The sequence below is a fragment of the Pedobacter borealis DSM 19626 genome (assembly GCF_000708285.2).
Taxonomy (GTDB): Bacteria; Bacteroidota; Bacteroidia; order Sphingobacteriales; family Sphingobacteriaceae; genus Pedobacter; species Pedobacter borealis.
Genome location: NZ_JAUG01000127.1, coordinates 1 through 23,203 on the forward strand (window position 1 = coordinate 1; position 23,203 = coordinate 23,203).

Sequence of the window (23,203 nt, forward strand, 5' to 3'; positions counted from 1 at the left end):
TTTTCGTGCTTCCGTGGCAAACATAATGCTTAGGTATGCGCAGAAAGAGGAAGAATTATCAGAGAAAAGTTAAAAGCGATTTCCCTGTAATTGAACCAATCAACCAAACCGTTTCGGAAGAATTAACGTATATTGTGAAAAATATAAAAATATGTCTGCAATAGAAATTATTTTAATAGGAGTGGTTATCCTGCTTATTTTTGGTGGTAAAAAATTGCCGGAGTTGATGCGGGGAATAGGGAAAAGTGTAAAAGAATTTAAGGATGCCAAAGATGAACCGCCTGTTAAATAATTGCATTAAACAAAACTTTCTGTTACTGGCGCTGTTTTAACTAAAATAAACGCCAACATGGAAAATAAGAAAGAAGATCTGGCTAAATCAAAATCCGATTTTACAGCAGAAAATGCAAAACATCCCGTTAAAGGAATAAATGATTGGAATGACCGTTTAGATGAAAATCTGGAGCCTGAAGAGCATAACGATAGTGTTGCAGATGAGAAAGCTAAAGATTTCTCCTCAAAATACGGTAGCGGCGATCAGTCCGATCAAGGTAATAACTGAACCTTTATCCTTTAGCCACTTTAATAAGGTGGCTTTTTTGTTTTGCTTGTTATTGTATTCATCTTCTCCAGTTCTATTTTTCACTTTAATTATATTTGTATATGAAATTTTTTTACACAACTCTCTCAGTTTATTACACGAAAGGCGCTTTTTCCGCGTAAAATTGTTAAAATTCTAATAATTCTTTTTCTTGTGATTTGATTAATGGTATATTGCATGTCTAATCAAACAAACATGTATAACGTTTTCAAATTAAACTGATAGGTAATGAGCAGGCATTGGTTATTGGTTTTGCTTATCTTGCTTTTTGCAACATCTTTGTCTTTTGCTCAAAACACATCAAATAAGGGAAAAGATTTTTATGTTCCTTATGCAGGGCATATTGATGGTAATAACTCCAGGTTAACGCTGTTTTTATCTACAGATCAGGCTACCGGATATAAAGTTTATATTGGGGGCGTTTTGGTGTCTCCGGTTGGTGCCACTATTCCGGCCAATACCTGTTTGCCATTTGTAATCAATCCAAATACCTATGCAGTATTAATGGGGAGCTCCAATTTAATAGAGCCAAATAAAGCCATTAACGTAGTTACCACTAAAGCAATATCATTGTATAGTATCATTTCTAATAATGCCCGTACGGGTGGTACTTTAGTATTGCCAACAAACACACTTGGACAAGAATATTATGCCTTTAGCTACGAAAACCATGGAAATCAACCGGGTTTTTCACAATTTACGATTGTAGGAACAGTTGATAATACAGATGTGGAGATTACACCTAAACAAAACGATAGATATGGAGGAAGAACCGCCAATACGACTTTTACCATTAAGTTAAATAAAGGCGATGTTTATCAATATCAATCAGTTGGTGATTTAACAGGAAGCCACATTAAAGCCTTAAACTGTAATCCTGTAGCCGTATTTACAGGTAATACCTGGGCAGCATTTTGTAATGAAGGTAATAGCCGCAATCCGAGTGGTGGTGATAACCTGTATCAGCAGGTTTTTCCAGTTTCTGCATGGGGAAAAAATTTTGTAACTGCACCTTTTTATAATACGCTTCATGGTAATACCGATATTATGAGGATAATTGTGGCTGAAGATAATACTATATTAACCGTTAATGGGAGTACTACAAGCGCCAATGGAACCCCGCTTTCTAATCCATATAATAAGGGAGCGGTAGTTACCTTTTTTTCTACTTCAGCAAATGTAATTTCTGGTTCTAAACCAATTGCTGTTGCGCAATACCAAACTTCGCAAACTTGCAATCTAAACAATGGAACAGGTACCAATCAAGCGCAATTTCCAGGCGATCCTGAAATAACCGTGCTTAACCCTGTCGAGCAAACATTAAATAATATAACGGTTTTCTCTGATTTGGGGTCAGTAGGGGTTCCTACGCAGATTACCAGATACTATCTCAATGTAATTATTAAAACAGCAGATATAGCTTCGTTTAGGCTGGATGGGAATCCAGTGAATAATTTTACAGCTATTGATAACACTTTTAGTTATGCTGTAATTGACGTAACCAATACACAGCCCCAGCATAGGTTATCTGCAGCAGGTGGTTTTTCAGCAATTTCGTATGGCTATGGTACGGTAGAGTCTTATGCATACTTAGCTGGAGCAAATATTCAGAACTTTACTTTTCAGCCAACCAGCACGGTTACGGGACAACCCATTAGCAGCGGTTGTTTAGGGGAGCCCATCAGTTTAACTATAAATTTACCTTATCAGGCCATTAAAATTGATTGGGAGATTGAGGGGGCAGCGAGTTTTACTGATGATAAACCGATGGCAATAAATACCTTTACCAGGCCAAATGATAATAATATCTATTATACCTACAAGTATCCTAACGACCTGAACTATCCAAATCCTGGTGATTATCAGTTTAAAGTAATTGCAACTAAGCCCAACACCGATAATTGTGGCAATACGGAAGAATTGATTATAGATTTTTCAGTTGATAATCAACCCACAGCAGCATTCGAATTACCGGCTAGCGGTTGTCAATCTAATGGGGTTCAATTTACTGATAAAAGTACATCCAATTCAAATTCGAGGAGCATTACACAGTGGCTATGGGATTTTGGTGATGGAAAAACATCTCCTGAGCAGAACCCTGTTCATGTTTACGATCGCCCAGGTACTTATAATGTGGTTTTAACGGCCATAACAGATTCGAAATGTTCTGAAACATCTTCGGCATTTCCAATTGTAATTAACCCTCAACCTTTATCCGATTTTGATGTGAAAGGTTTATGCGTAGGCAAACCGATTATTTTGACAGAAAAATCGACGATAGAAGGCACTGGAACTATTGTGAAATGGAACTGGGATTTTGGAGATGGAAGTACTCCTTCTACTGAACAGCACCCCATTCATCAATATAGTGCTATTGGTTCTTATACCATTACGCTAACAACCGAAAGTGATAAAGGATGTGTAAGTTTAGTAAAAAGTAAAATTGTAACCGTAATTGATCCACAATCTGCTGATTTCGAACTTCCTGATTTTTGTTTAGCCGATGGCGTGGCCAGATTTAGAAATACCTCCAAAAATGCCGATGGAAGTACAACCGGATTAACTTTTGTATGGCAATACATGGATAATAACAATAATGTAATCGCTACAACAACAGGTATTGATGGTGCTTTTACGCCTGCTGCCACGGGTAATTATAATGTGCTCTTGACAGTGAAAAATCAGGATGGTTGTGAGTCATTCGCATCAAAGCCATTTACGGTTAATGGTGATGTTAAAGCAGCAGATTTCGAAATTATCAACGACCATAGCTGCGTGAGTGAGGACATTATGATTAAAAATACGTCTACCGTATTTACGGGTAATATTACAAAAATTGAGATCTATAGAGATTTTGGTAAAGAAACTTCCATTTATAAAACAATTCCTTATCCGGGTAATAATGAGGTTTTTGTTCTTAAGTACGATAGTTTTGGTGGCACTACCGACCGAACATTTAACATCAGACTTGTAGCTTATTCTGGAGAAAACTGCTCTAAATATTTAGATAAAAGGCTTACGCTGAAACCGGTTCCGCAATTGGTGTTTGATGAGATGGCTCCAGTTTGCGAGGCCGATGGCACCGTTTTAATTACACAGGCCAAACAGAAAGCTGAAGAAGAAGTGACGGGAGGTGATGGCAAATATTCTGGAGATGGCATAAAGGAAGATGGTACTTTTAATCCGAAAATTGCAGGGCTTGGGTCACACATTATCACTTATACATTTACAGGCGATAATGGTTGTCCTAACTCCATAACCAATACAATCGAGGTGTATAAATCACCTGTTGCTGATGCGGGTACATTGATTTATATCCTGGCAGGCGGACAGATCGAGATCCCCGCCACTGCAGAAGGCACTAATTTGAAATATAAATGGTCGCCTGCTGCAGGTTTGAATAAAACGGATGTATTAAATCCGATTGCATCACCAGATAACGATACAGCGTATACGCTTACAGCAACCACACAGCCTGACGGATGCGCCACAACATCAACAGTGTTGGTAAAAGTTTTGCAAGTATTAAATCCACCTAATACCTTTACGCCAAATGGCGATAATGTAAACGATACCTGGATCATTAAATATTTAGAATCTTATCCAAATGCTACCGTCGAAATTTTTAACAGAAATGGAAATAGGGTCTTTTTTAGCGCAGGATATAAAATTCCTTTTGATGGGAATTACCAAAATGAACCGCTTCCGGTAGGTGTTTATTATTATATCATCAACCCGCGTAACGGACGTAAAACAATAACAGGACCGCTCACTATAATCAGATAAATTGAAGAAGCTCATTATCATATTTGTACTTTTTGCAACATTTAAGGTTTTTGCACAACAAAAGCCACAGTATACCCAATACATTTTTAATCAGTATCTGCTAAATCCGGCGCTCTCAGGAATTGAAAATTACCTCGATTTTAAAGCTGGTTACCGTAAACAATGGTCGGGGATTACCGATGCACCTCAAACTTCTTTTGTATCGGCACATTGGGCGCTTGGCGATAATCAGCTATGGAGTAATGCGTTAACCTCTTTTCCTGAGCAAACAGGTAATCCGATGGACCGTAATTATATGCAAAACTATATGTCGTCGCCATCGCACCATGGAATGGGGGTGACGGCGGTGTTGGATAAAACTGGCCCGATAAAAAGATTGGATGCAAACGTTACTTACGCTTACCATCTTCAATTGAGTAATAATTTCAATTTATCGGCCGGAGTGGCCGCAGGGCTTTCGAGTATTTCATTAGATGTAAATGCACTTACTTTCGACACACCTGTAGATCCGATTATGAACAGGGCGCTGATTAACCAGGTGAAACCCGATTTGAGTATTGGTTTATGGTTATATGGCGCAAGGTTATTTGCTGGTTTATCTGTGCAGCAGATTTTACCACAAAAATTAAGCTTTACAGGCGATAATAGTTATAATTTAGGTAAAGAAGCTCCACATTACTTTGCTACGGCAGGGTATAAGTTTTTCTTAGATGATGAAATTGCCGCTGTACCATCGGTAATGGTAAAGTATGTATCACCAGCACCGGTTTCTGTTGATGTAAACCTGAAATTGGCTTTTAAAGACAAAATCTGGCTGGGGGGAAGTTATCGTAAAGATGATTCGTTTGCAGCAATGGCTGGCTTTAATATTGGCAAGATGGTTAATTTAACTTATTCGTACGATTTTACCACTTCACAACTAAATCAGGTAAGCAATGGAAGTCACGAAATTGTATTGGGTTTATTGCTGAATAATATCTATAAGGTGCCATCGTATATTAAAATGTGGTAATCTGCTGATATCCAGATTTTCATAAATAGGTAGCTTATAGGTCGAAGCGCAAAAACCTGTACAAATCAATAAATGTATCCCCGTTTTACGCTTAATCCTGCCTCCTCGTTACAGGGTAACGCTCAATTCGTTAAGTTAATAACCTGAGTTCGATAATTATTAGCTGAAAATCATATCTTATACACGCCTAATCCAGCTTTATCGTCCTGCTGAGTTTATTTCAGCATCTTTTTAGCGTGAAAGACCCTGAAATAAATTCAGGGTGACGACCGTCTTAACAGAAAACTTGATTAAAACGCCACAAAATGAGATTTAATAATCGAACTCAGGTTATTAGTTATATAAACTTAAATTCTTTTTTTGAATTAAACAAATTATGTTAGCATAATAATTTCAATTCGAATTATAATTTTGATTGATATACAGTTTGTTGTATTTTGCATTAAACATAAACCGTCATTTTGCCCTATCTTAGCAAAAGACTTGTTAGCTAACCATTATGAATAAAATTAAAGCCGTATTCTGCATCATTATTCCGATAGCATTAGCTTTTTTATTTAATACCAAATTAGGTAGTACACCTCCACTGTTGAAATTCCTAAATCCTTTTATGGGTTTCTGGCAAAATGCAGAGAACAATCATTTTATGTTTAACCATAAAGCGAAGATTAAAGGAGCGATAGATAAAATCGAAATCGTTTTTGACGACCGTATGATTCCACATATTTTTGCACAGAATGATCACGATCTATATCTGGCACAAGGTTATGTAACCGCCATGCACCGCCTTTGGCAAATGGATTTCCAGACCCGTTTTGCCGCGGGGAGAATTAGTGAAGTAGTTGGCGATAAAGCAATAGAGGTAGACCGTTATCAGCGCCGGATGGGCATGGTTTACGGGGCAGAAAACTCGTTAAAAGGTATGATGGCCGATCCTAAAGCAAAGGAAATGATCTTAGCTTATACCGAAGGGATTAATGCCTATATCAAAACGCTTTCTAAAGCCAATTATCCTTTAGAATACAAAATACTTGATTTTAAGCCTGAAAGCTGGACACCTGTAAAATGTGCGCTGCTCCTGAAACAGATGTCGGCAGTGTTAGCCATGGGTTCTGATGAATTTTACATGACAAACATCTTGAAAAAATTCGGCCCCGAGGTGACCAAAAATCTTTTCCCGGATTATCCGTTCCGCGAAGACCCGATCATCCCTGTTGGCACAAAATGGGACTTCTCTCCCTTACCAACACCTAAAACGCCAGAAAGCTTTACCCAGGCGCAAACCGGCGAGGTAAAAACAACCGAAAAAATAGAGGGCATCGGCAGTAATAACTGGGCTTTATCTGGTGCTAAAACTGCATCAGGATACCCGATTTTGGCAAACGATCCACATTTGGATTTAACACTTCCTTCAATCTGGTACCAGATCCAGCTGCATGCACCGGGCGTAAATACTTATGGCGTTTCATTACCTGGTGCTCCGGGCGTAATTATAGGTTTTAACCAGAAAATAGCCTGGGGTGTGACCAATGTTGCCGCCGATGTACTGGATTTTTACCAGATCAAGTTTAAGGATTCCAGCCACAACGAATATTGGTACAACAATAAATGGAAAGCCACAACCAAGAGATTGGAAACGATTAAAATCCGTGGTGGAAAAGATGAAATCGATACCGTTTACTACACGCATCACGGGCCGGTGGTATATTTCCAGAAACCAAAATACGGCAGGGCCGACAATGTACCTGTTGGCGATGCCTTAAGGTGGATTGCACATGATGAATCGAATGAGCTGATGACTTTCTATTACCTGAACCGTGGGAAAAATTATAACGACTACCGTAAGGCTTTAACTTATTATACGGCACCTGCACAGAACTTTGTTTTCGCCAGTGTGGATAACGATATTGCCATCACACCAAATGGTAAATTCCCCCTAAAATGGAAGGATCAGGGCAAGTTTATTCTCGATGGTACCGACCCCGCTTACGATTGGCAGGGCTGGATCCCAAATGCACAAAACCCAACAGTTAAGAATCCGCCGCGTGGTTTTGTAAGTTCGGCCAACCAATCTTCTACTGACACTACTTACCCATATTACATTAACTGGGAATTTGCGCCTTACGAGCGTGGCAAAAGGATCAACGACCGCTTATCGGCCATGAACAAGGCTACATTGGATAGCATCCGTTTGATGCAGACCGACAATTACAGCATTATGGCGCAGAACCTGGTTCCTGCTTTATTGCCCTTATTGAACAACGAACAATTAAACGCAACACAAAAAGAGGCATTGGCTTACCTGAACAAATGGAACAAACGTTACGATGCCCATGAAATTGCAGCCAGCGTATTTGAGATATGGACTAAACGCTTATCACATGATATCTGGGCAGACGAATTCGAGGTTAAGGGAATCCCGATGCGTTACCCTTCTAGAGACCGCACGGTGGAAATGATCCTGAAAGAACCCAATGCACCCTGGTATGATAATATCAATACCAGCAAAAAAGAAACATTATCTGACCTGGTTATCGAAGCTTTTAAATATAGCTGCGATAGTTTGGAAAGACGCTTTGGGCCGATAAACAAAGATTGGGACTGGGCAAATGTAAAACAGACCAATGTACCACATCTGGCCAAAATACCAGGATTTGGTTCGAAGGTTTTGCAGATTGGCGGCGCAAAAACTGCCATTAATGCTTTGAGCGAAGCCAACGGACCTTCATGGCGGATGGTGATCGAACTGGGTAAAACGCCAAAAGGACATGGGGTTTATCCAGGCGGCCAATCAGGTAATCCTGGAAGCAAATTTTATGATAATATGATCGATACTTGGGCAAACGGTAAATTGTACGATCTGTTTTATATGCAAAGTCCTGATGATAAATCGGGTACGGTTATTTCTCGTTTAAAAATTTCTAAATAGGCTAAAATGGTTTTCATTGTTATATTAATAATTTGTTTCCTTTTACAAATGATTGCCCCCTGGTGGATCATTATTGTAATTTCTTTTGCCACCTGCGGCATTATTGGCAAAACAGGAAAAATAGCCTTTTGGCAATCTTTCCTCGCTATTTTCTTACTTTGGATCGGATATGCTTTATTTAAAAGCTTGCCTAATGATAATGTCCTTGCTGGCCGTGTGGCCGTAATGACCGGTGTAAAATTGTGGTGGGCACTGTTGTTGGTTACGGGGATTTTAAGTGGCCTGGTTGCCGGGATTAGCGGTTACTGTGGCTATCAGTTCCGCATGGCGATGCTGGCGAAAAAAACTGACGAGAAAATAGCATAACGCTTCGTACTTTTGCCCTGTGAATTTAACAGCCAACGATATATTTTCTGTAAAAAGTACCGATGCGTTTAACGCCCTTGCCTTAAGCATTTTTAAGTTACAGGCCCAAAACTGCAATGTTTATCGCGAATATATCTTTCACTTAGGTGTTGATGCTGATGAAGTAAGTGAAATTGCCCAGATACCTTTTTTACCCATCAGTTTTTTTAAAAGCCATTCCATTCTCAGCAGTATCGATCCTGTCGAAATTACTTTCAGTAGTTCTGGCACTACGGGCATGGTACAGAGCAGCCATCATGTAACCAACGTTAAATTGTATGAACAGAGCTATCTACAGGCTTTTGCACAATTTTACGGAGACATCACCGAATATTGCTTTTTGGCCCTGCTCCCATCCTACCAACAGCGAGCTGGTTCATCGCTGATTTATATGGTGAACGATCTGATCGAAAAGAGCAAACACCCACAAAGTGGTTACTTTTTATACAACCATGATGAATTGCTGAAAACCCTCCTGGATCTTAAATCAAAAAAACAAAAAACCGTTTTAATTGGTGTTACCTATGCCCTGCTCGATTTTATAGAACAGTTTGAAATCGATTTCCCCGAGCTGATTGTAATGGAAACGGGAGGAATGAAAGGAAAACGTAAAGAAATGGTACGGGAAGAACTTCACGAACAATTGACCGAAGGGTTCGGGGTAAGTGCGATCCATAGCGAATATGGAATGACCGAACTACTTTCTCAGGCTTATTCTTTGGGTGAAGGTATCTTTAACTGCCCCAGCTGGATGAAGGTTTTGATCCGCGACACCAACGATCCTTTAAGTTTGATGGCGAATGGCAGGACTGGCGGCATCAATGTAATCGATCTGGCCAATCTCAATTCCTGTTCATTTATTGCTACGCAGGATCTGGGCAGAATAAATCCTGATCAAAGTTTTGAAGTATTGGGCAGGTTTGACAATGCCGATATCAGGGGTTGTAATCTTTTGGTGCAGTAAACTTTAATTTACCTTATCCGAACAGCTTGCGCATAAACCCGTAGCAATCAGGTTAAGGTGTTCTACTTTAAATCCTGCCGGAACTTTTAATGCCGGAATTTTAACGGTATCCAAACAGTAAATTTTATGACAGTTATCGCAGTTAAAATGCACATGTTCGTCATGATGCTCGTGTGCACTGCAACCATCAGAGCAGATGGCATAGTTGGCAGTGCCCTGCTGATCTAAAACCTTATGTATAATCCCTTTTTCTTCAAAAGCCTGCAAAACACGGTATAAAGTAACTCGGTCAGCATTCTTGCCCATCACTTGCTCCAGATAAGGCTGAGATGTTGCAGAATCTCTTCCGCTCAAAATCTCCAGCACCTGCAAACGTGGGCCAGTTCTTTTTAGTCCGTTTTTAACCAAAAGTTTTTCGAAACGTGCTGTTTTGTTTTCCATAGCAATACAAAAATAAGCAATTAATTAATCAGTTTGGCATTTTTGATGCTTATTGGCGGTGCATAGCTCGCATCCTTTTGTTCCAATTTTAAAATCCCCCGTACATGGATGGGTTTTTCGTTATAAGGCACAGCAATTCTCATCTCAACCATAATCATTACCGGAATACCATTTTGCCCACAAAAATAACATTGGTTAATGGGCAGGGTTGCCAAAAGAAATTTTTGTTGTTTCTGTCCGCTTTTTATAGGGATCAGGTAACCTATTAAATCAAACTCCCTATTCTCAAAACGTCTGATCTGTTCAGTAAACAGGGGCAAAAGTTCGTTCTTTTCGGTGAGTTCAAATTTCACCGAGCCGATTACATCCCAGTTTAAAGATCGCAACTGATCTTTTGGGTTGTGCTTTTGCGTTTGTGCACTAACTGAGCAAACGGAAAACAGAAAGAAAATAAAGTACAAATATCTCATCGTTTTATAGCATCTAAAAGAAAAAAGGTAGATCGGCTATCACCAGAACCGTTGATTATCAATTTGCCTTTTAGGGTAATGGGCTCTTCGGTCCAGGTAATCGGTTTTAAAGTCTTCACTTCTATCATCGAAGGGATATCGCCCGTGCCACAATAGGGGCAGGAGGTAATGGGCACAATAGAAAACATAAACTCGCTGAAGCTATTGCCAACTTTAGTAGGGATAATATACCCAGGGATTTCGATTATCTTATTATCGATTGCCTTTAATGCAGGTGGAAAAACAGCCTGCCAAACCAATGGTTTTACCTGCTTATCGTACTTTAGGCCAATTAGGTTCCAGGTAGGCGTGCGCATGTCGGTATGTACCTTAACCTGCGCAACAGCCGTAAAAGAGATCAATATCAATAAAACCGTTATATATTTTTTCATCATAATTGTTTTGCATTTAAAAGAAAAAACTCGCTCCTATCATCACCCGAATCGTTAATAACGAATATCCCTTTCAGTTTGATCGGTTTTTCGGTAATGGGAATAGCCGTTAACATTTTCACCTGCACCATTGATGGAATATCGCCCGAGCCGCAGTACGGACAGGAGGCAATGGGTACAATAGAGAACATAAATTCGCTAAATTTCGACCCTACCTTTGTGGGAATGATGTAACCGGGCAGCTCGATAACCTTGTTGTGTAATGCCTTTAATGCAGGTGGAAAAACGCTTCCCCATTTCTTTGGAGCAATTTCGGCATCATACCTTAAACCGATCAGGTTCCAGGTAGGCGTGCGCAAGTCGGTATGCACCTTAACCTGCGCCGCTACTACGTGGATAACTAAACATGAAACAACCAATAAAACCAATTTCTTCATCGTATTAACCTCAACCAGGTTATCTGTTTTTGGTTAAAGTTTCGGCAATATCAACCTTGTAAATCTGCATAGCAGGGATAAGCGAGGCTAAAGCGCCGATAAACAGTCCAATCCAGATTAAATATACTTCCTGTGGAATTGCAGTAAGCCCTGTTAATTTTGCCTGAGAAGATTTCTGATAGGCACCGATTACCTCAAGGGCAACATGCCCGATCAACAAACCCAAACAAGCGCCGATAAATGTAACCAAAACCCCTTCAAACATGACCAGGAAAAAGAGTTTCGGTTTTGATGCACCAAGACAGCGCATAATGGCAAGGTCGTATTTCCGTTCTTTCATGGCGTTATAAAGGCTGATAAAAATACTCAGGGCAGCAATCCCCATAATAAATATGGCGAACCATTGTAACGTATCAATCCCAACACCAATCAGTGAAAACAACCTTGCACTTTCCATCGCCGGAGAGGCCGCCTGCATGTTTGTACTTTGGTTAACCATCCGCGGAAAAAGAATCACCGACATTGGCGATTTATACTGGATCAGCAAGGCTGTAATCTGTTTATCGTTAATCTCTTTGGTTTCTTCTGCAGAAACGTGGCTATGGCCCTCAACATGCTTCTCTTCATGCATTTTATACACACTGCCAATATTAGTGAGGATCAGATTATCGGTTATGTTTCCCTGTGGTTTTAAAATCCCTTTTACCTGGTAAGCATGTTGTTTATGAGTATCTCCATTTCCGGTTAAACCATGTACGCCGAAAAAAAAATCACCAATCTTGAATCCCGATGTTAATGCAACAGTGTTACCAAGGGTTACTTCTAAATCTTTATGCCAAAAACTGCCCTTTTGGATAGATAAACCGTAAAGATTGGAGAAAGTGCTATCAGTGCCAACAATCCGGTAGCCGTTATAATTATCGCCCAATGCCAATGGAACAGCCCTTTTAACCATAGGGTTCTGCATTAATTTGTAGGCATCTTTAGCCGGAATATTTCCCGTTGGGTAATCGATATGGTAAACGCTGCTTAATATCAACTGTAAGGGGCTTCCTTTTGCCCCCACAACCAGATCGATATCCTTGGCATTTTTTTCCAGTTTGCTGCTAATCTGTGTAGAAGCCAAAAAGAGAATAGACAGGATACTCACACCAAAAGCAACTAAAATAATATTCAAAATTGTTGTTAGCTTATTCCTGACGAGGTTTTTGCTACTGATTTTAAGGATATTCATTAGAGTAGATAGGTTTTAGTAATGTGGTCCCGAACCCTTCGGTCGTGCGTGGCAATGATCAGTGCAGCTCCATTATCTTTAGCCTGGGTAGTCAGCAGCTGGATTACCTGATTGGCATTTTCATCATCTAAGCTAGATGTAGGCTCATCAGCAATCAACAGATCGGGTTTGTTTACCAATGCACGCGCCACCGAAACCCTTTGCAACTGCCCCTGACTTAATTGGTCAGGATAATTTTTAGCCAGCTCAGCAATACCCAGATCGTGCAAAAGTGAAAGATTTCGTTCGTGATCTACAGGTAGCCCAGCCATTACCGCAACAAGCGCTAAGTTATCGAGCACATCAAGTGAACGGATAAGATGCGGCCTTTGAAAAATGATACCGAAATGCCTTCCCCTAAACCTATCGCGCCCTCTTACAGGCAAAGTATATAAATCGATTCCGTTAATTAAAACTTCACCCTGGCTTGGCTCCAAAAGACCGGAAATAATATTGAGCAGTGTGCTCTTCCCACTGCCAGATGCACCGAGTAAAAGCCATTGCTCCATATCTGCGATTTCCCAGTCCGAAAATTTTAATCTTCTCCCCTTCTCATAAACATGAGCCAGTGAACTGATCTTAATCATGATGTAACACCTTTTGCACTTTTTTAACTACCAGATTTTTGATGGCATAACGCCTGTACAGTTCTATTCCATCATTTGTACCATGCTTACAGGCAGGGTTTAACATCGTAACAAACAACAATGCAGGGATAAATATGATTTTATATTTCTTTGACATATTAGTTAATAAGGATAAATTTTAGTGCTGATGATCGATGGGACAAGACTTGAGCATTCTTAAATTGAGATAATGGGCAGATGCAATAGTAAATCCACCAAACGGGATCAAAATCGGTTCTAGCAGCTCAATTCCCGAAAAATGCCCAAATGCAATGCAGGCAAAGCCTGAAATAAGTACCAGTATTGGCATAATACGGTGATGTTGTTTCCGGTAGGCAGCACTTAAGCTCCAGATACCAATAATCAATGAAACTGCAATCATCGTAATTTCAACCGCTTCATTGGCCAGGAACCCCATACCCCACATCGGCAAAACAGTGATCATGAATGGTAATGCTGCGCAATGTATGGCACAAAGTGTTGAGGCGGTAATGCCGATCCGGTCGAGGTTGATTTTACAGCTCCGTAGTTTCATTAAAATAAATTTAGTCTGCAAATATAAAAGCAATATAGTTGCATTTAAAATAATCAAGGTTATATTTGCAATATAATTGCATTAACATGATAAAGAAATTACCGGTAACCATATTGAGCGGTTTCTTGGGTAGTGGTAAAACGACACTGCTCAATGCTATATTGAGGAATAAGCAAGATTTAAAAGTGGCCGTTATTGTAAACGATTTGAGCGAGGTAAATATCGATACGGCTATGGTTAAAGACCAGCATACCTTATCTAAAACCGATGAAAAACTGGTAGAGATGAGCAACGACTGCATCTGTTGTACCCTGCGGGAAGACCTGATGATTGAAGTGGAAAAACTGGCAAAAGAAAACCGCTTTGATTACCTTTTGATCGAAAGCACTGGGATATCTGAACCCATTCCCATTCCACAAACATTTTCTTTTATTGATGAAGCTTCAGGTATCGACCTGGGCAAATTTAGCCGGTTAGATACAATGGTAACTGTTGTAGATGCTTATAATTTACGCTTTTAAGCAACAGGGTACCTTTGAGAATAAAGCATATGGATCTGAAGATCATACCTGGTTTACCCGTATCAACTCGCGGATGAAGTTTCCGAAGAGTTTTTCCACAGAATACAGTTTTAACTATAGAGCTAAAAACACCGATATTCAATTGATCAATAAAGTGCAGTATCGTGCTAACATTGCCCTCAGTAAAGACCTGTTTAAAGATAAAGTTTCAGCTACCTTAGCGGTAAACAACATTTTCGATTCATTTATCGATAAGCAGATTACCTTCCACAGACACCTATTATTTAGAATCGAATTTTAAAGGGATCGGAAGATTAACTACTGCAACATTGGTTTACCGCTTTAACCGCAAGAAGGATGAAAAGGACCGGTTGCCAGATCAGGAGTAAATTTAGCGGCATGAATCTAGTGAAAGAAAGTAAATCATCTTTTTTATAGAAAAAAGCCGGCAAATATTTGTTATTTTTGATGTACGGGATAATCTTAAAATAAAGAAATGCCAAGTTTGAATCTAATATCAAAGCGATTAAAACAGCTGTCTGAAATCCCAGATAAAAAGGAAACAATATTTCTGGAAGATGTCCGTAAAGAATTCCGACAGGATCTCCAGCATTTTATTTTTGGAGAAACCCTGATGATCAAAGATGGAAAACCTGTTATCGGGAAAAATCTTTACAAAAACTGGCTTCTTAAAATTAAGACCAAAGGCTTTGATAATGATATTTAATAATCGAACTCAGGTTAATTATTAAATGATTTAAAATTTATACCCCAAGGTTTCGAGCAAACCTCGACGAAAATTATTTAAGTTCAATAATCTCTTCAATAACCCGGGCACCTGTTCCACCAATACCATACCTTATTTTAAGGATTCTGGTAAGGGGATCATAGGTGTTGTTACAAGCTGCCGAATTTACCCAAATAGGTGTAGCGGTATCATAAGGCGCTGGTAAGGCCGAACTATACATCACAAACGGCCCATTTGGAGACCCTGTAGCTGCGGATATGGTTACCGTATTATCAGCATTTATAACAATTAAGGCTTTGGTGCCGTCCGTTAAATCACCTACAGGGATAATTATACCGCCAGTTATGCCATTTGTACCATTTGGAACGTAAGTTTTATTAAGACCAATTACTTTCTTAGTGGAGGTAGAATAAAAGTAACCTGACATAGCAGCAGGGTAATAGCTCCCCTTAGTTAAATCTACCGGGCTTGGGGCCGCCGATACCACATCGTAAGCAGTAGCTTCTGGCGCATAGATAGAACGATAGGTAATTGCCGTTCCTAGTTTATAGTTGGACAGTGTGGTTATTGATTGCGTGGGAACAAGACCCGCCGTATCCGCCCCTTTTAAATTGGTATATTTCAATTCAATAAACTGCTCGGTTGATAAAGCAGGGCCCCAGGTAATTACAGCCTTATTTAAAGCACTAAAATTAAGTGTGGCTATCGATCTGTTAACCCTTGGCGCTGTGCTCAGATAATTGTCGCCAAACATCGTTCCAGATACATTGGTTACTATAGATTTGTTGCCTTTATTGTTATAGGTGTATACCTCGAAATTATTCTGGCCTTCGTTTAAATGATCGGTAATAAACACATTTACAATATCCCCATTACTTCTTACCACCGGGGTTTCCAAAGAATCGGCCCTACTGTTCCAATAGGTTTTTATTTTTGTTATGGCAGGGTCTGGGCCCAATGCCACCCGTAACAGTACCCGCTTATATCCCGCCTGGGCAAGCACTACGGTTGGCTTTCCAGGATAGCTAATTTCCCCATTCTTTGTAAATTCTTTAAACGCATCTTCTTTTGAACAAGATAGTATACATAACCCTGTTATAAGGAGAAAAGGATAAATCAAATATTTTATTTTTTCCATGACTTAATTCATTAATTAATTATAATTCTATTAATTCGGGTTACCCCACAAGGCCAGCTCATAAAAACAGCAATAGGTTCCGTTAGACCAATTGGCTAAGGTTCTAAACCTAATGTAGCGCACTTTTGGTGCATCTAAGGGTATCAAAACGGTTTCGCCTGCTTTGGCTGCATCACTGTCTGCCGTACTTAATTGCCCAACTGGTAAGCCCGAAGGCTTAATCTGCTCATAATCAACTAACTTAGTCCAACCATCATAACTTCCGTCCGGATTTGGCGCATTTGAACCCCATATCTCAATTTTTCTTGGCGCGTGTATCGCATAATACCCTCCTCCATCTGGTCTCATCCACCAGGCCAGGCGGCTTAATTTAGCGGTTACACCCATATCAAAAGTAAACTGTTGAGGCATTCTTGCCGCGTCGTTGCTATGGTACCATCCGCCGGTCACACTCCCATCAAAAACACCATTTAGTGATCCGCTGTAGGCTAAACCTGGATCTGAAGGCCAGGCCAATCCTTTCATTTTTGTTCGATCTAACCTTTCTTCATATATAGGCGTAAGGGTTGTTTTTAAGGTATCAGAAATATTGCCCCACCTGTCTCGAACATAAATGCCGAACTTTGTTTCCTCTGCTTTTAGGTCTCTTGTATAAAACACACCTTTCTTTAAGGTCGTATAATTGGTGTTAATGGGCGCATATTCGCCCAGTTTATTGGGTGCGATCACTACAATGGCCACATCAGCCTCGGTAGCGTTTTCAAAACCCACATCGATACCGCCAAAATTCGAGATTACACTCAGGCTATTACGGATTATTTTATAAGGGGGTAATAGTGGATTAACGGTAATTGATGTCGGTTGAGAGGTATTTCCGCCTTTGTCTATCGCATATAACTTTACTTCATACGGGTCGGTATCTGCAAAGCCAACAACAGTTATCGTGTTGTTGTAATAACTGACCTTGGTCTCTCTTTCAATACCTTATTTGGTTTTATACACTGCTTTTACATACAGTACATCAGGGTCTGAAGGCAGGATGTACTTTATGGTGGCTGCCCCACTAAGGTTGGTTACGGTTAGTCCCGTTACCGGGCCGGGTGCAACCCCGTCATTTACTGCCGTGGCTATTTCCGATTCTTTACAGGCTTGTGTAGCAAGTAAAACCAACATCCCCAGGCAGAATCTATTTATTAATCTTTTCATTTTACTTAAGTTTAATCTGTTTAAACAATTCATGAATTATAAAAATTACCAGCCCAGATTTTGCACTAATTTTGGGTTTACCTGTAAATTATTTTCTCTAATTGGCCAAAAATAATCTCTTGGGCTAACAAAGGTCTGATTAAATAACAATACCCTGGTGTTATATTCCTGAGCATTTTTATTAAGATCAGCCAAACTAGTGGTAGCGCCTCCTTCTACGCTAACATTCCAGCCATATACTGGTGCATTCAGCGCGCTACCCGCTTTCTTCCACCTTCTCAAATCCCAGAAACGACTGCCTTCAAATGCCAGTTCGATTGCACGTTCTTGCTGTATGATCTCTCTTAAGCCAGCTTGATTGGTATATTTACCTGGATTTGTAGAGAAATTGGTCCATGAAGTTTCTACCGTTGGCAAACTTGCACGGTCTCTAATCTTGTTAAGATAGATTAATGGAGTTGCCAGATCGCCTGTTTCGTTTAAGGCCTCCGCATATAGCAGGTAAAGATCCGCAAGCCTCATTATCGGCCATGGGTAATTTTCTGTGGTGACCCCTCCGGTAGCGCCAATTACCAAATTCATATTGATTAGCTTTTTGGTATAATAACCGCTTATTGAATAGATTATATTTTGTTTCTTTCCTGAAATTGCATTTGTTTTGGCATAAATCGGTATCGGTGGTTTTTGATTACTTTGCATATACATTTTTGCACCGTCAAACATCACGTCCGCATAAAAACGAGGCTCTCTGTTAAAATGTAGCCCTACCGTTAGATAACCGTTCACCATCGCCGAATCCTGAGTGGTAACGGTCTTCAGCGTATAACGATTATCATAATCCCAGGTGCGGTCTTCGTTAATCGGCACACCATTTTTGGTATAAAACATTTCTGCCATTTTTAGTGTAGGTGCCAATTGCCCACTTAAGCCATTATCGAACTGAGGGGCTACAAATAAATTTGGACAGGCGTTCATTTGAATCTCACGGGTACTCCCCACAACGTTACTAAATAACAATTCCTTGTTCCATTTTTCGCACACCGCATTCCTAATGCTCATTTCAATTCTTGTGGCTTTATCTGCTACTTGAAGACCGGTAGGTACAAATTGGTATAAAGCCACTCCCGAAGCTTCTGCAGCATCGATGGCCGCCTTACAGGCATTCGCAGCCCGCTGCCATTTTTTTGCATCATAAGCAGGATTGAACAAGGCTTGCCCGTCCTTATTTCTTAAACCGCTGAAATCTGGATTTCCGTTAAATAACGGACTGGCAGCTGTTACCAGCAACCGGGCTTTAATGGCCAGAGCAGCAGGCTTGGTAATCCTTCCCATTTCGGTAGCTGCTGCCTGAATCTTATCTGGCAATCCTACTCCTGCCCCTCCCGATGTGGCCTCATCCAATAAATTTGAAATGTAATTGACTACAGAATCCACCGGTTGGCGGCTCACTCTTACCTCCTCCACATTTGCGTCGATTGCTATGTTTTTATCAACGATGGGAATTGGCCCATACATTCTAAGCAAGTACCAATGCAGATACGCTTTGAGAAACTTTACCTCAGCAATCCAGCGTTCTTTTTCATAAGGCGCTAAATCGATTGGCTTATCAACATTTTCTAAGAAAATATTACAGTTACGAATGCCTAACCATAGCGATTTTCCTCCACCAGATCCGTCCCAATAATTCATGGACGGGCTGATCTTACTTTGCAGGCCCTTTGAAATATTAAACGGTTCAAGCGTAGTGATCTGAGCGAAAGGAGCAGTAATCGGATTAATCCAAAACTCGTCACCTGTATTCATACCAGGATTAGTATTTATACTTGCTTCATTTGGCAAAGCACTGTAGCAGGTAAACAGAAATTTTTCTGCCTCACTCCGGTTTACAAAAGCATTATCCAGGGTAGGTAAATTGTCTGGCACAATGTCCAGAAAGCCTTTTTTACAGGATGGCATAACGAGCGTTAGTACCATGGCCGATAAAATAAAATATGTATTTTTAAATAGTTTCATATCTTTTTCTTAAAAAAATTTAGAAATTAACGTTAACCCCAAAATTGTATACCTTTTGAAGCGGATAACCTAATCCGTTACCTCCTTGTTCAGGATCCCACATTTTGAAACTGCTCTTAACAAATAGATTTGTACCATTGGCATAAATCCTCACAGAACCGATACCTAATCTCTCCATTGTTTTCCCTGAAAGATTATAACCCAGTTCTACCGATTTAACCCTTAAAAATGAGCCGTTTCGCATCCACCAGTTAGATTTTTGTGTATTGTTTGGGTTAACAGAAGAGCTTAAACGTGGCCAGAATGCCTGCATATTTCTGTTGTCTTCAGACCAATAGCTATCAGCAATACTTTTTAAAAGCCCATTCTGAAGATTCGCAACGCCTCCTCCGTCAGGTGCGTGTATTGCAAACGGTGTAATTTTGACAGGATCAATCCAAAATGAAGAGCGGGTAGAGCCTTGGAAGAATACACCGATATCGAATTTTTTATAACCACCGGCTAGCTGAAAACCATATATAATCTCAGGAGATGTCGGCAAACCTAAAGGAACTATATCTAGTCCGCTAATGACGCCATCACCGTTCACATCTCTATATTTGATATCACCACCCCTAACCGGCTCGTTACCAAAAGATTGCAACGGAGAGTTTCTTACCTCTTCGTCATCAACAAATAACCTTTCAGCTATATATCCATAATTCTGTCCAAGTGAGTTACCAACTTTAGAGAGGTAGGTTAAAGCACCGTAATCAGGTTCTTCATTAACCAGCAATTTACTGGTGGCATAGGTAAATGTTCCCCTTGCCTGAAGCGAAAATGCTCCAAAAGTCTTATTGTAATCCATTGAAACATCAATACCTTCTGATTCAGCCTCGCCCACGTTGGTCTGTACACCGGCAGCAAGCCCCATGGTTGTTGGAATGCTGCTCCTGGCCATTAAAATATTGCTTCGGTGTGACTTGTAAGCCTCAATTACAAAATTTAAGCTGTTAAACAAGCTCAGATCCAGCCCTAAATTTAGGGTTCTTGATTCTTCCCAGGTAATATTATCATTTGGATATCTACTGATGGCAACACCAGGTCTGGAATATGCGCCATCAGTACCAAAGCTTACTGGAATACCACTATTTAAGTTTACATTAGCCAAATAGAAGAAACGATCTTCTGCTTTTCCAATCGCATCGTTACCGACCATGCCATAAGTAGCCCTAATTTTTAGGTTAGAAATGGCAGCGCGTAGCGGCTCAAAAAATTTCTCATTAGATGCGACCCAGGCTACACCGACCGAAGGGAAAAAACCATATCGGTTTTTTTGGGCAAAGCGCTCAGAGCCATTATAGGCAAAGTTTGCTTCAAAAAGATACCTGGTATCGTAACCATAGGTAACCTTACCTGCAAGACTTTGGTTCCTGGCAGGAAGAGCAGCCTGAAGATCGTCGGCGTTAGCGGTTACATAGTTGCTCAGCGTGGTAATCAGGGATCCGCCTACTGAATGTTTTTCCCTAAAGGTTCTATTGTAGTTTACTACAGCCTCCATATAGGTTTTAGTGTTCGCGGTACGCTTACCAGGCACATAATTTAAGTATTCTGTAGGTCCGTTTAGTTCATTTAACAAGCTGATGTTATAATTTTGTCCACTTGCATCTGTTGGCGTTGCGCCATAAAAGTATGGATTAAACCTCCTGCTAAAATCGAAATAAGAATACCTTTGGGTATAGGCCATCACTCTGGCGGTAAGTCCTGGGGTAATAAATTTAAAGTCCTGCTTTACTTCCAATTGTACATTTAAAGTTGAGGTATTGTATTGTTGAAAACCCGAAACCATATTGGCATAGGGATTAAGGTAGAAAGTATTCAGGCTATTACCAATCAAGGCATTTCCGAACAATGGGTGTTTCTCAAATGGCGATGCCGATGCTGGGTAAACGGCAGGAAACAATACCGGATTGGACGAGATGGCTTGACCAAAAATACCGCCTCCACCACCTATCGGCCCTTGATAATCGTCAAAAGTACCTGAAGTTCTTATCGTCCCATCAGTGGTTGGTGTTAATTTAACAGTCACGTTTGAACGTACCTGAGTGGTCTTTAATGAGATATTGTTATCGTATTCATTGAGCGCTTCGGTTTTTAACACCCCGTTATCGATATTATGGGTAGCGGCAATGTAATACTGGGCAGCCTTACCCCCTCCGGTCATATTAAAGTTAAAACGCTGATTCATCGTATAGTCCTTTATCAAAGCATCCATCCAATCGTTATTTGGATATAAGTATGGGTTCATGCCTGCAGCTGTACGATCTATCTTGGTTTTAGAATACGGTTCCGGACTGGATTTGAAGCCAGGCAGGGTTCGGGTTAATACCGCCTCGTTTGCTAACTTCATATAGGTAATGTTGTCTGCAAGTTTGAAATTCTGCGTATTACCGGAAATAGAATTTTCCGCCCTGAAAGAAAATTTTGTTTTGCCGTCAATACCGGATTTGGTCGAAATCAGGATCACCCCATTTGCAGCTCTGGAACCATATAATGCCGCAGCAGATGCATCTTTTAACACTGAAAAGCCCGAAATATCATCTGGCTGCATCCTTGCCAGGTCAGTAGGCGTAGACTCCATTCCATCGATCAGGATAAGGGGGTCAATCTTACCTGATCCAAAAGAGGCAACCCCTCTGATGAAGAACTGTGCATTATCGGCACCCGGCTCTCCACTCCTCTGATAGGCAATTACTCCCGGCAGTTTGCCCGCTAACATCGTGGTCAAGTTACTGGTGGGTCCTTTTAACTCCTTAGGATTAATAGTGGTAACAGAGCCCACCAGGGTTCCCTTCTTTTGTGTTCCGTAGGCCACAACAGCAACCTCATCCAAGGAGTTATCGTCTTCTTGTAATTCTACATTAATGATCTTGCGCCCTGCAATATTTATTTCCTGTTTCTTATAACCAACAAATGAAAAAACGAGGGTTCCTCCCCCATTGGTTAGTTTAACAGTATATTTTCCTTCTCTATCGGTAACACTGCCATTAGCGCTACCCTTCACCGTGACGCTTACTCCGGGCAATGGGCCGCCTTTTACATCGGTTACCTGACCGGTGACCGAGTTGTTTGATTGCGCGACTGATTCAAAAGCCGTAGCCATTAACAGCAGCAGATAGCAGAGGTATTTCATGCTTCCCCATGTAAAAATTCTTCGATACATAATAGTTTTAGTTTGATATTCGGTTTGTTTGGTCAAATAGCAATCAGATAATCCTAACCATTATTCAATTGTAATTTGTACATACATATATACATGAAATATTTTAAAAATCATTTTTTTTAATTTTTTTTTCAAATAACAAAAGCACTATAAAATAGGTAATTACAACAAAAAATGTCTGACGATAAAGACAATAAATGTTCGTACATTATTTAACCCTAAAAGAATAAATCTAAAAAGCACATCGCTAAATGCTTTTACTTAGAACAATTGAAGGAAACCTGTGAAAATTACAGAAGAAAAAAATCGAAAATTAAATTCAGACAAGACTGGCTATAAACGGCAAAACCAGATTACCAATTTTTCAATTCCAAAAAAATACACAAAAACACAAAAGGTTTGAATAAATTAAATACCTGAGTTCGATTATTAAATCTCACTTTGTGACGTTTTAATCAAGTTTTC

The 23,203-nt window shown here is 40.1% G+C and carries 22 protein-coding genes and 1 pseudogene; 10 read left to right on the forward strand and 13 right to left on the reverse strand.

The genetic code is table 11. From position 1 onward, the window contains the following. Positions 1-151 precede the first annotated feature (151 nt). The 7 genes from AW17_RS23910 to AW17_RS21960 all read left to right on the forward strand — a co-directional run bounded on the left by AW17_RS23910 (position 152) and on the right by AW17_RS21960 (position 9,697). A complete protein-coding gene (locus AW17_RS23910) occupies positions 152-292 on the forward strand; it encodes a Sec-independent protein translocase subunit TatA/TatB (protein WP_029280163.1) in 141 nt (46 codons plus the stop codon). 57 nt (positions 293-349) lie between these two features. After that, on the forward strand, positions 350-562 hold the full coding sequence (locus AW17_RS21935) for a hypothetical protein (RefSeq protein WP_029280165.1): 213 nt from the start codon (positions 350-352) through the stop codon (positions 560-562). 267 nt (positions 563-829) lie between these two features. After that, entirely contained in the window at positions 830-4,387 is a 3,558-nt protein-coding gene (locus AW17_RS25205; protein WP_029280167.1) for a T9SS C-terminal target domain-containing protein, read from the forward strand. Position 4,388: 1 nt separating this feature from the next. Next, the gene (locus AW17_RS21945; protein ID WP_029280168.1) at positions 4,389-5,399 is read left to right on the forward strand and encodes a PorP/SprF family type IX secretion system membrane protein; all 1,011 of its coding nucleotides are present in this window, start codon (positions 4,389-4,391) and stop codon (positions 5,397-5,399) included. Positions 5,400-5,898: 499 nt separating this feature from the next. Then, positions 5,899-8,328, forward strand: coding sequence for a penicillin acylase family protein (locus AW17_RS21950; protein WP_029280170.1), 2,430 nt, complete (start codon positions 5,899-5,901; stop codon positions 8,326-8,328). Between the two features lie 48 nt (positions 8,329-8,376). Further along, positions 8,377-8,694 carry a hypothetical protein gene (locus AW17_RS21955; RefSeq protein WP_245235122.1) on the forward strand — a complete coding sequence of 106 codons (318 nt, stop codon included), beginning with the start codon at positions 8,377-8,379 and terminating at the stop codon, positions 8,692-8,694. A gap of 19 nt (positions 8,695-8,713) precedes the next feature. Continuing rightward, positions 8,714-9,697, forward strand: a complete 984-nt coding sequence (locus AW17_RS21960; RefSeq protein ID WP_029280174.1) for a LuxE/PaaK family acyltransferase — start codon at positions 8,714-8,716, stop codon at positions 9,695-9,697. A gap of 3 nt (positions 9,698-9,700) precedes the next feature. Here the strand turns inward: AW17_RS21960 and AW17_RS21965 are convergent, their stop codons facing one another. Genes AW17_RS21965 through AW17_RS21995 form a run of 8 tightly spaced genes read right to left on the reverse strand, consistent with a single transcriptional unit; the run spans position 9,701 to position 13,910 of the window. Beyond that, positions 9,701-10,138, reverse strand: a complete 438-nt coding sequence (locus AW17_RS21965; protein ID WP_029280176.1) for a Fur family transcriptional regulator — start codon at positions 10,136-10,138, stop codon at positions 9,701-9,703. Between the two features lie 20 nt (positions 10,139-10,158). Further along, entirely contained in the window at positions 10,159-10,608 is a 450-nt protein-coding gene (locus tag AW17_RS21970; protein WP_029280178.1) for a hypothetical protein, read from the reverse strand. Beyond that, positions 10,605-11,039 (reverse strand): hypothetical protein, encoded by a 435-nt coding sequence (locus AW17_RS21975; protein WP_029280180.1) that lies wholly within the window; start codon positions 11,037-11,039, stop codon positions 10,605-10,607. Before AW17_RS21975 ends, AW17_RS21970 begins: the two co-directional genes overlap by 4 nt. Continuing rightward, positions 11,039-11,476, reverse strand: a complete 438-nt coding sequence (locus tag AW17_RS21980) for a hypothetical protein (RefSeq protein WP_029280182.1) — start codon at positions 11,474-11,476, stop codon at positions 11,039-11,041. The genes AW17_RS21975 and AW17_RS21980 overlap by 1 nt, the downstream gene beginning before the upstream one ends. Before the next feature lie 19 nt (positions 11,477-11,495). Then, positions 11,496-12,710, reverse strand: coding sequence for an ABC transporter permease (locus tag AW17_RS21985; RefSeq protein ID WP_029280184.1), 1,215 nt, complete (start codon positions 12,708-12,710; stop codon positions 11,496-11,498). Next, positions 12,710-13,336: an ABC transporter ATP-binding protein gene (locus AW17_RS21990; RefSeq protein ID WP_029280186.1), complete on the reverse strand. Its 627-nt coding sequence runs from the start codon at positions 13,334-13,336 to the stop codon at positions 12,710-12,712. The genes AW17_RS21985 and AW17_RS21990 overlap by 1 nt, the downstream gene beginning before the upstream one ends. Further along, on the reverse strand, positions 13,329-13,493 hold the full coding sequence (locus AW17_RS24355) for a hypothetical protein (protein ID WP_157280394.1): 165 nt from the start codon (positions 13,491-13,493) through the stop codon (positions 13,329-13,331). Before AW17_RS24355 ends, AW17_RS21990 begins: the two co-directional genes overlap by 8 nt. A 21-nt stretch (positions 13,494-13,514) precedes the next feature. After that, the gene (locus AW17_RS21995; RefSeq protein ID WP_029280188.1) at positions 13,515-13,910 is read right to left on the reverse strand and encodes a MerC domain-containing protein; all 396 of its coding nucleotides are present in this window, start codon (positions 13,908-13,910) and stop codon (positions 13,515-13,517) included. 86 nt (positions 13,911-13,996) lie between these two features. On the opposite strand from AW17_RS21995, the gene AW17_RS22000 reads away from it, so the two are divergent. From AW17_RS22000 to AW17_RS22010, 3 genes are all read left to right on the forward strand, one after another. Further along, a complete protein-coding gene (locus AW17_RS22000; protein WP_029280191.1) occupies positions 13,997-14,431 on the forward strand; it encodes a CobW family GTP-binding protein in 435 nt (144 codons plus the stop codon). Then, positions 14,409-14,732 carry an outer membrane beta-barrel protein gene (locus AW17_RS22005; RefSeq protein ID WP_029280193.1) on the forward strand — a complete coding sequence of 108 codons (324 nt, stop codon included), beginning with the start codon at positions 14,409-14,411 and terminating at the stop codon, positions 14,730-14,732. The genes AW17_RS22000 and AW17_RS22005 overlap by 23 nt, the downstream gene beginning before the upstream one ends. Before the next feature lie 195 nt (positions 14,733-14,927). Then, positions 14,928-15,158 carry a hypothetical protein gene (locus AW17_RS22010; protein ID WP_029280195.1) on the forward strand — a complete coding sequence of 77 codons (231 nt, stop codon included), beginning with the start codon at positions 14,928-14,930 and terminating at the stop codon, positions 15,156-15,158. A 73-nt stretch (positions 15,159-15,231) separates the two neighbouring features. Here the strand turns inward: AW17_RS22010 and AW17_RS22015 are convergent, their stop codons facing one another. The 5 genes and pseudogenes from AW17_RS22015 to AW17_RS22035 form a co-directional block, all read right to left on the reverse strand. Further along, the gene (locus AW17_RS22015; RefSeq protein WP_029280197.1) at positions 15,232-16,317 is read right to left on the reverse strand and encodes a DUF4998 domain-containing protein; all 1,086 of its coding nucleotides are present in this window, start codon (positions 16,315-16,317) and stop codon (positions 15,232-15,234) included. A gap of 30 nt (positions 16,318-16,347) precedes the next feature. Further along, positions 16,348-16,842 carry a DUF5000 domain-containing lipoprotein gene (locus AW17_RS25040; RefSeq protein ID WP_280740056.1) on the reverse strand — a complete coding sequence of 165 codons (495 nt, stop codon included), beginning with the start codon at positions 16,840-16,842 and terminating at the stop codon, positions 16,348-16,350. Positions 16,843-16,860: 18 nt separating this feature from the next. Continuing rightward, positions 16,861-17,556, reverse strand: a pseudogene (locus AW17_RS25045) (DUF4959 domain-containing protein); the annotation flags it as partial. Positions 17,557-17,568: 12 nt separating this feature from the next. Beyond that, on the reverse strand, positions 17,569-19,536 hold the full coding sequence (locus AW17_RS22030; RefSeq protein ID WP_029280199.1) for a RagB/SusD family nutrient uptake outer membrane protein: 1,968 nt from the start codon (positions 19,534-19,536) through the stop codon (positions 17,569-17,571). Positions 19,537-19,555: 19 nt separating this feature from the next. Then, on the reverse strand, positions 19,556-22,738 hold the full coding sequence (locus AW17_RS22035; protein WP_083488806.1) for a SusC/RagA family TonB-linked outer membrane protein: 3,183 nt from the start codon (positions 22,736-22,738) through the stop codon (positions 19,556-19,558). Positions 22,739-23,203: the final 465 nt, after the last annotated feature.

Coding starts and splice junctions, on each gene's coding strand:
- AW17_RS23910 (WP_029280163.1), top strand. CDS start 152: ATGTCTGCAATAGAAATTATTTTAATAGGAGTGGTTATCCTGCTTATT.
- AW17_RS21935 (WP_029280165.1), top strand. CDS start 350: ATGGAAAATAAGAAAGAAGATCTGGCTAAATCAAAATCCGATTTTACA.
- AW17_RS25205 (WP_029280167.1), top strand. CDS start 830: ATGAGCAGGCATTGGTTATTGGTTTTGCTTATCTTGCTTTTTGCAACA.
- AW17_RS21950 (WP_029280170.1), top strand. CDS start 5,899: ATGAATAAAATTAAAGCCGTATTCTGCATCATTATTCCGATAGCATTA.
- AW17_RS21955 (WP_245235122.1), top strand. CDS start 8,377: ATGATTGCCCCCTGGTGGATCATTATTGTAATTTCTTTTGCCACCTGC.
- AW17_RS21965 (WP_029280176.1), bottom strand. CDS start 10,138: ATGGAAAACAAAACAGCACGTTTCGAAAAACTTTTGGTTAAAAACGGA.
- AW17_RS21970 (WP_029280178.1), bottom strand. CDS start 10,608: ATGAGATATTTGTACTTTATTTTCTTTCTGTTTTCCGTTTGCTCAGTT.
- AW17_RS21975 (WP_029280180.1), bottom strand. CDS start 11,039: ATGAAAAAATATATAACGGTTTTATTGATATTGATCTCTTTTACGGCT.
- AW17_RS21980 (WP_029280182.1), bottom strand. CDS start 11,476: ATGAAGAAATTGGTTTTATTGGTTGTTTCATGTTTAGTTATCCACGTA.
- AW17_RS21985 (WP_029280184.1), bottom strand. CDS start 12,710: ATGAATATCCTTAAAATCAGTAGCAAAAACCTCGTCAGGAATAAGCTA.
- AW17_RS21990 (WP_029280186.1), bottom strand. CDS start 13,336: ATGATTAAGATCAGTTCACTGGCTCATGTTTATGAGAAGGGGAGAAGA.
- AW17_RS24355 (WP_157280394.1), bottom strand. CDS start 13,493: ATGTCAAAGAAATATAAAATCATATTTATCCCTGCATTGTTGTTTGTT.
- AW17_RS21995 (WP_029280188.1), bottom strand. CDS start 13,910: ATGAAACTACGGAGCTGTAAAATCAACCTCGACCGGATCGGCATTACC.
- AW17_RS22000 (WP_029280191.1), top strand. CDS start 13,997: ATGATAAAGAAATTACCGGTAACCATATTGAGCGGTTTCTTGGGTAGT.
- AW17_RS22005 (WP_029280193.1), top strand. CDS start 14,409: ATGCTTATAATTTACGCTTTTAAGCAACAGGGTACCTTTGAGAATAAA.
- AW17_RS22010 (WP_029280195.1), top strand. CDS start 14,928: ATGCCAAGTTTGAATCTAATATCAAAGCGATTAAAACAGCTGTCTGAA.
- AW17_RS22015 (WP_029280197.1), bottom strand. CDS start 16,317: ATGGAAAAAATAAAATATTTGATTTATCCTTTTCTCCTTATAACAGGG.
- AW17_RS25040 (WP_280740056.1), bottom strand. CDS start 16,842: ATGAAAGGATTGGCCTGGCCTTCAGATCCAGGTTTAGCCTACAGCGGA.
- AW17_RS22030 (WP_029280199.1), bottom strand. CDS start 19,536: ATGAAACTATTTAAAAATACATATTTTATTTTATCGGCCATGGTACTA.
- AW17_RS22035 (WP_083488806.1), bottom strand. CDS start 22,738: ATGTATCGAAGAATTTTTACATGGGGAAGCATGAAATACCTCTGCTAT.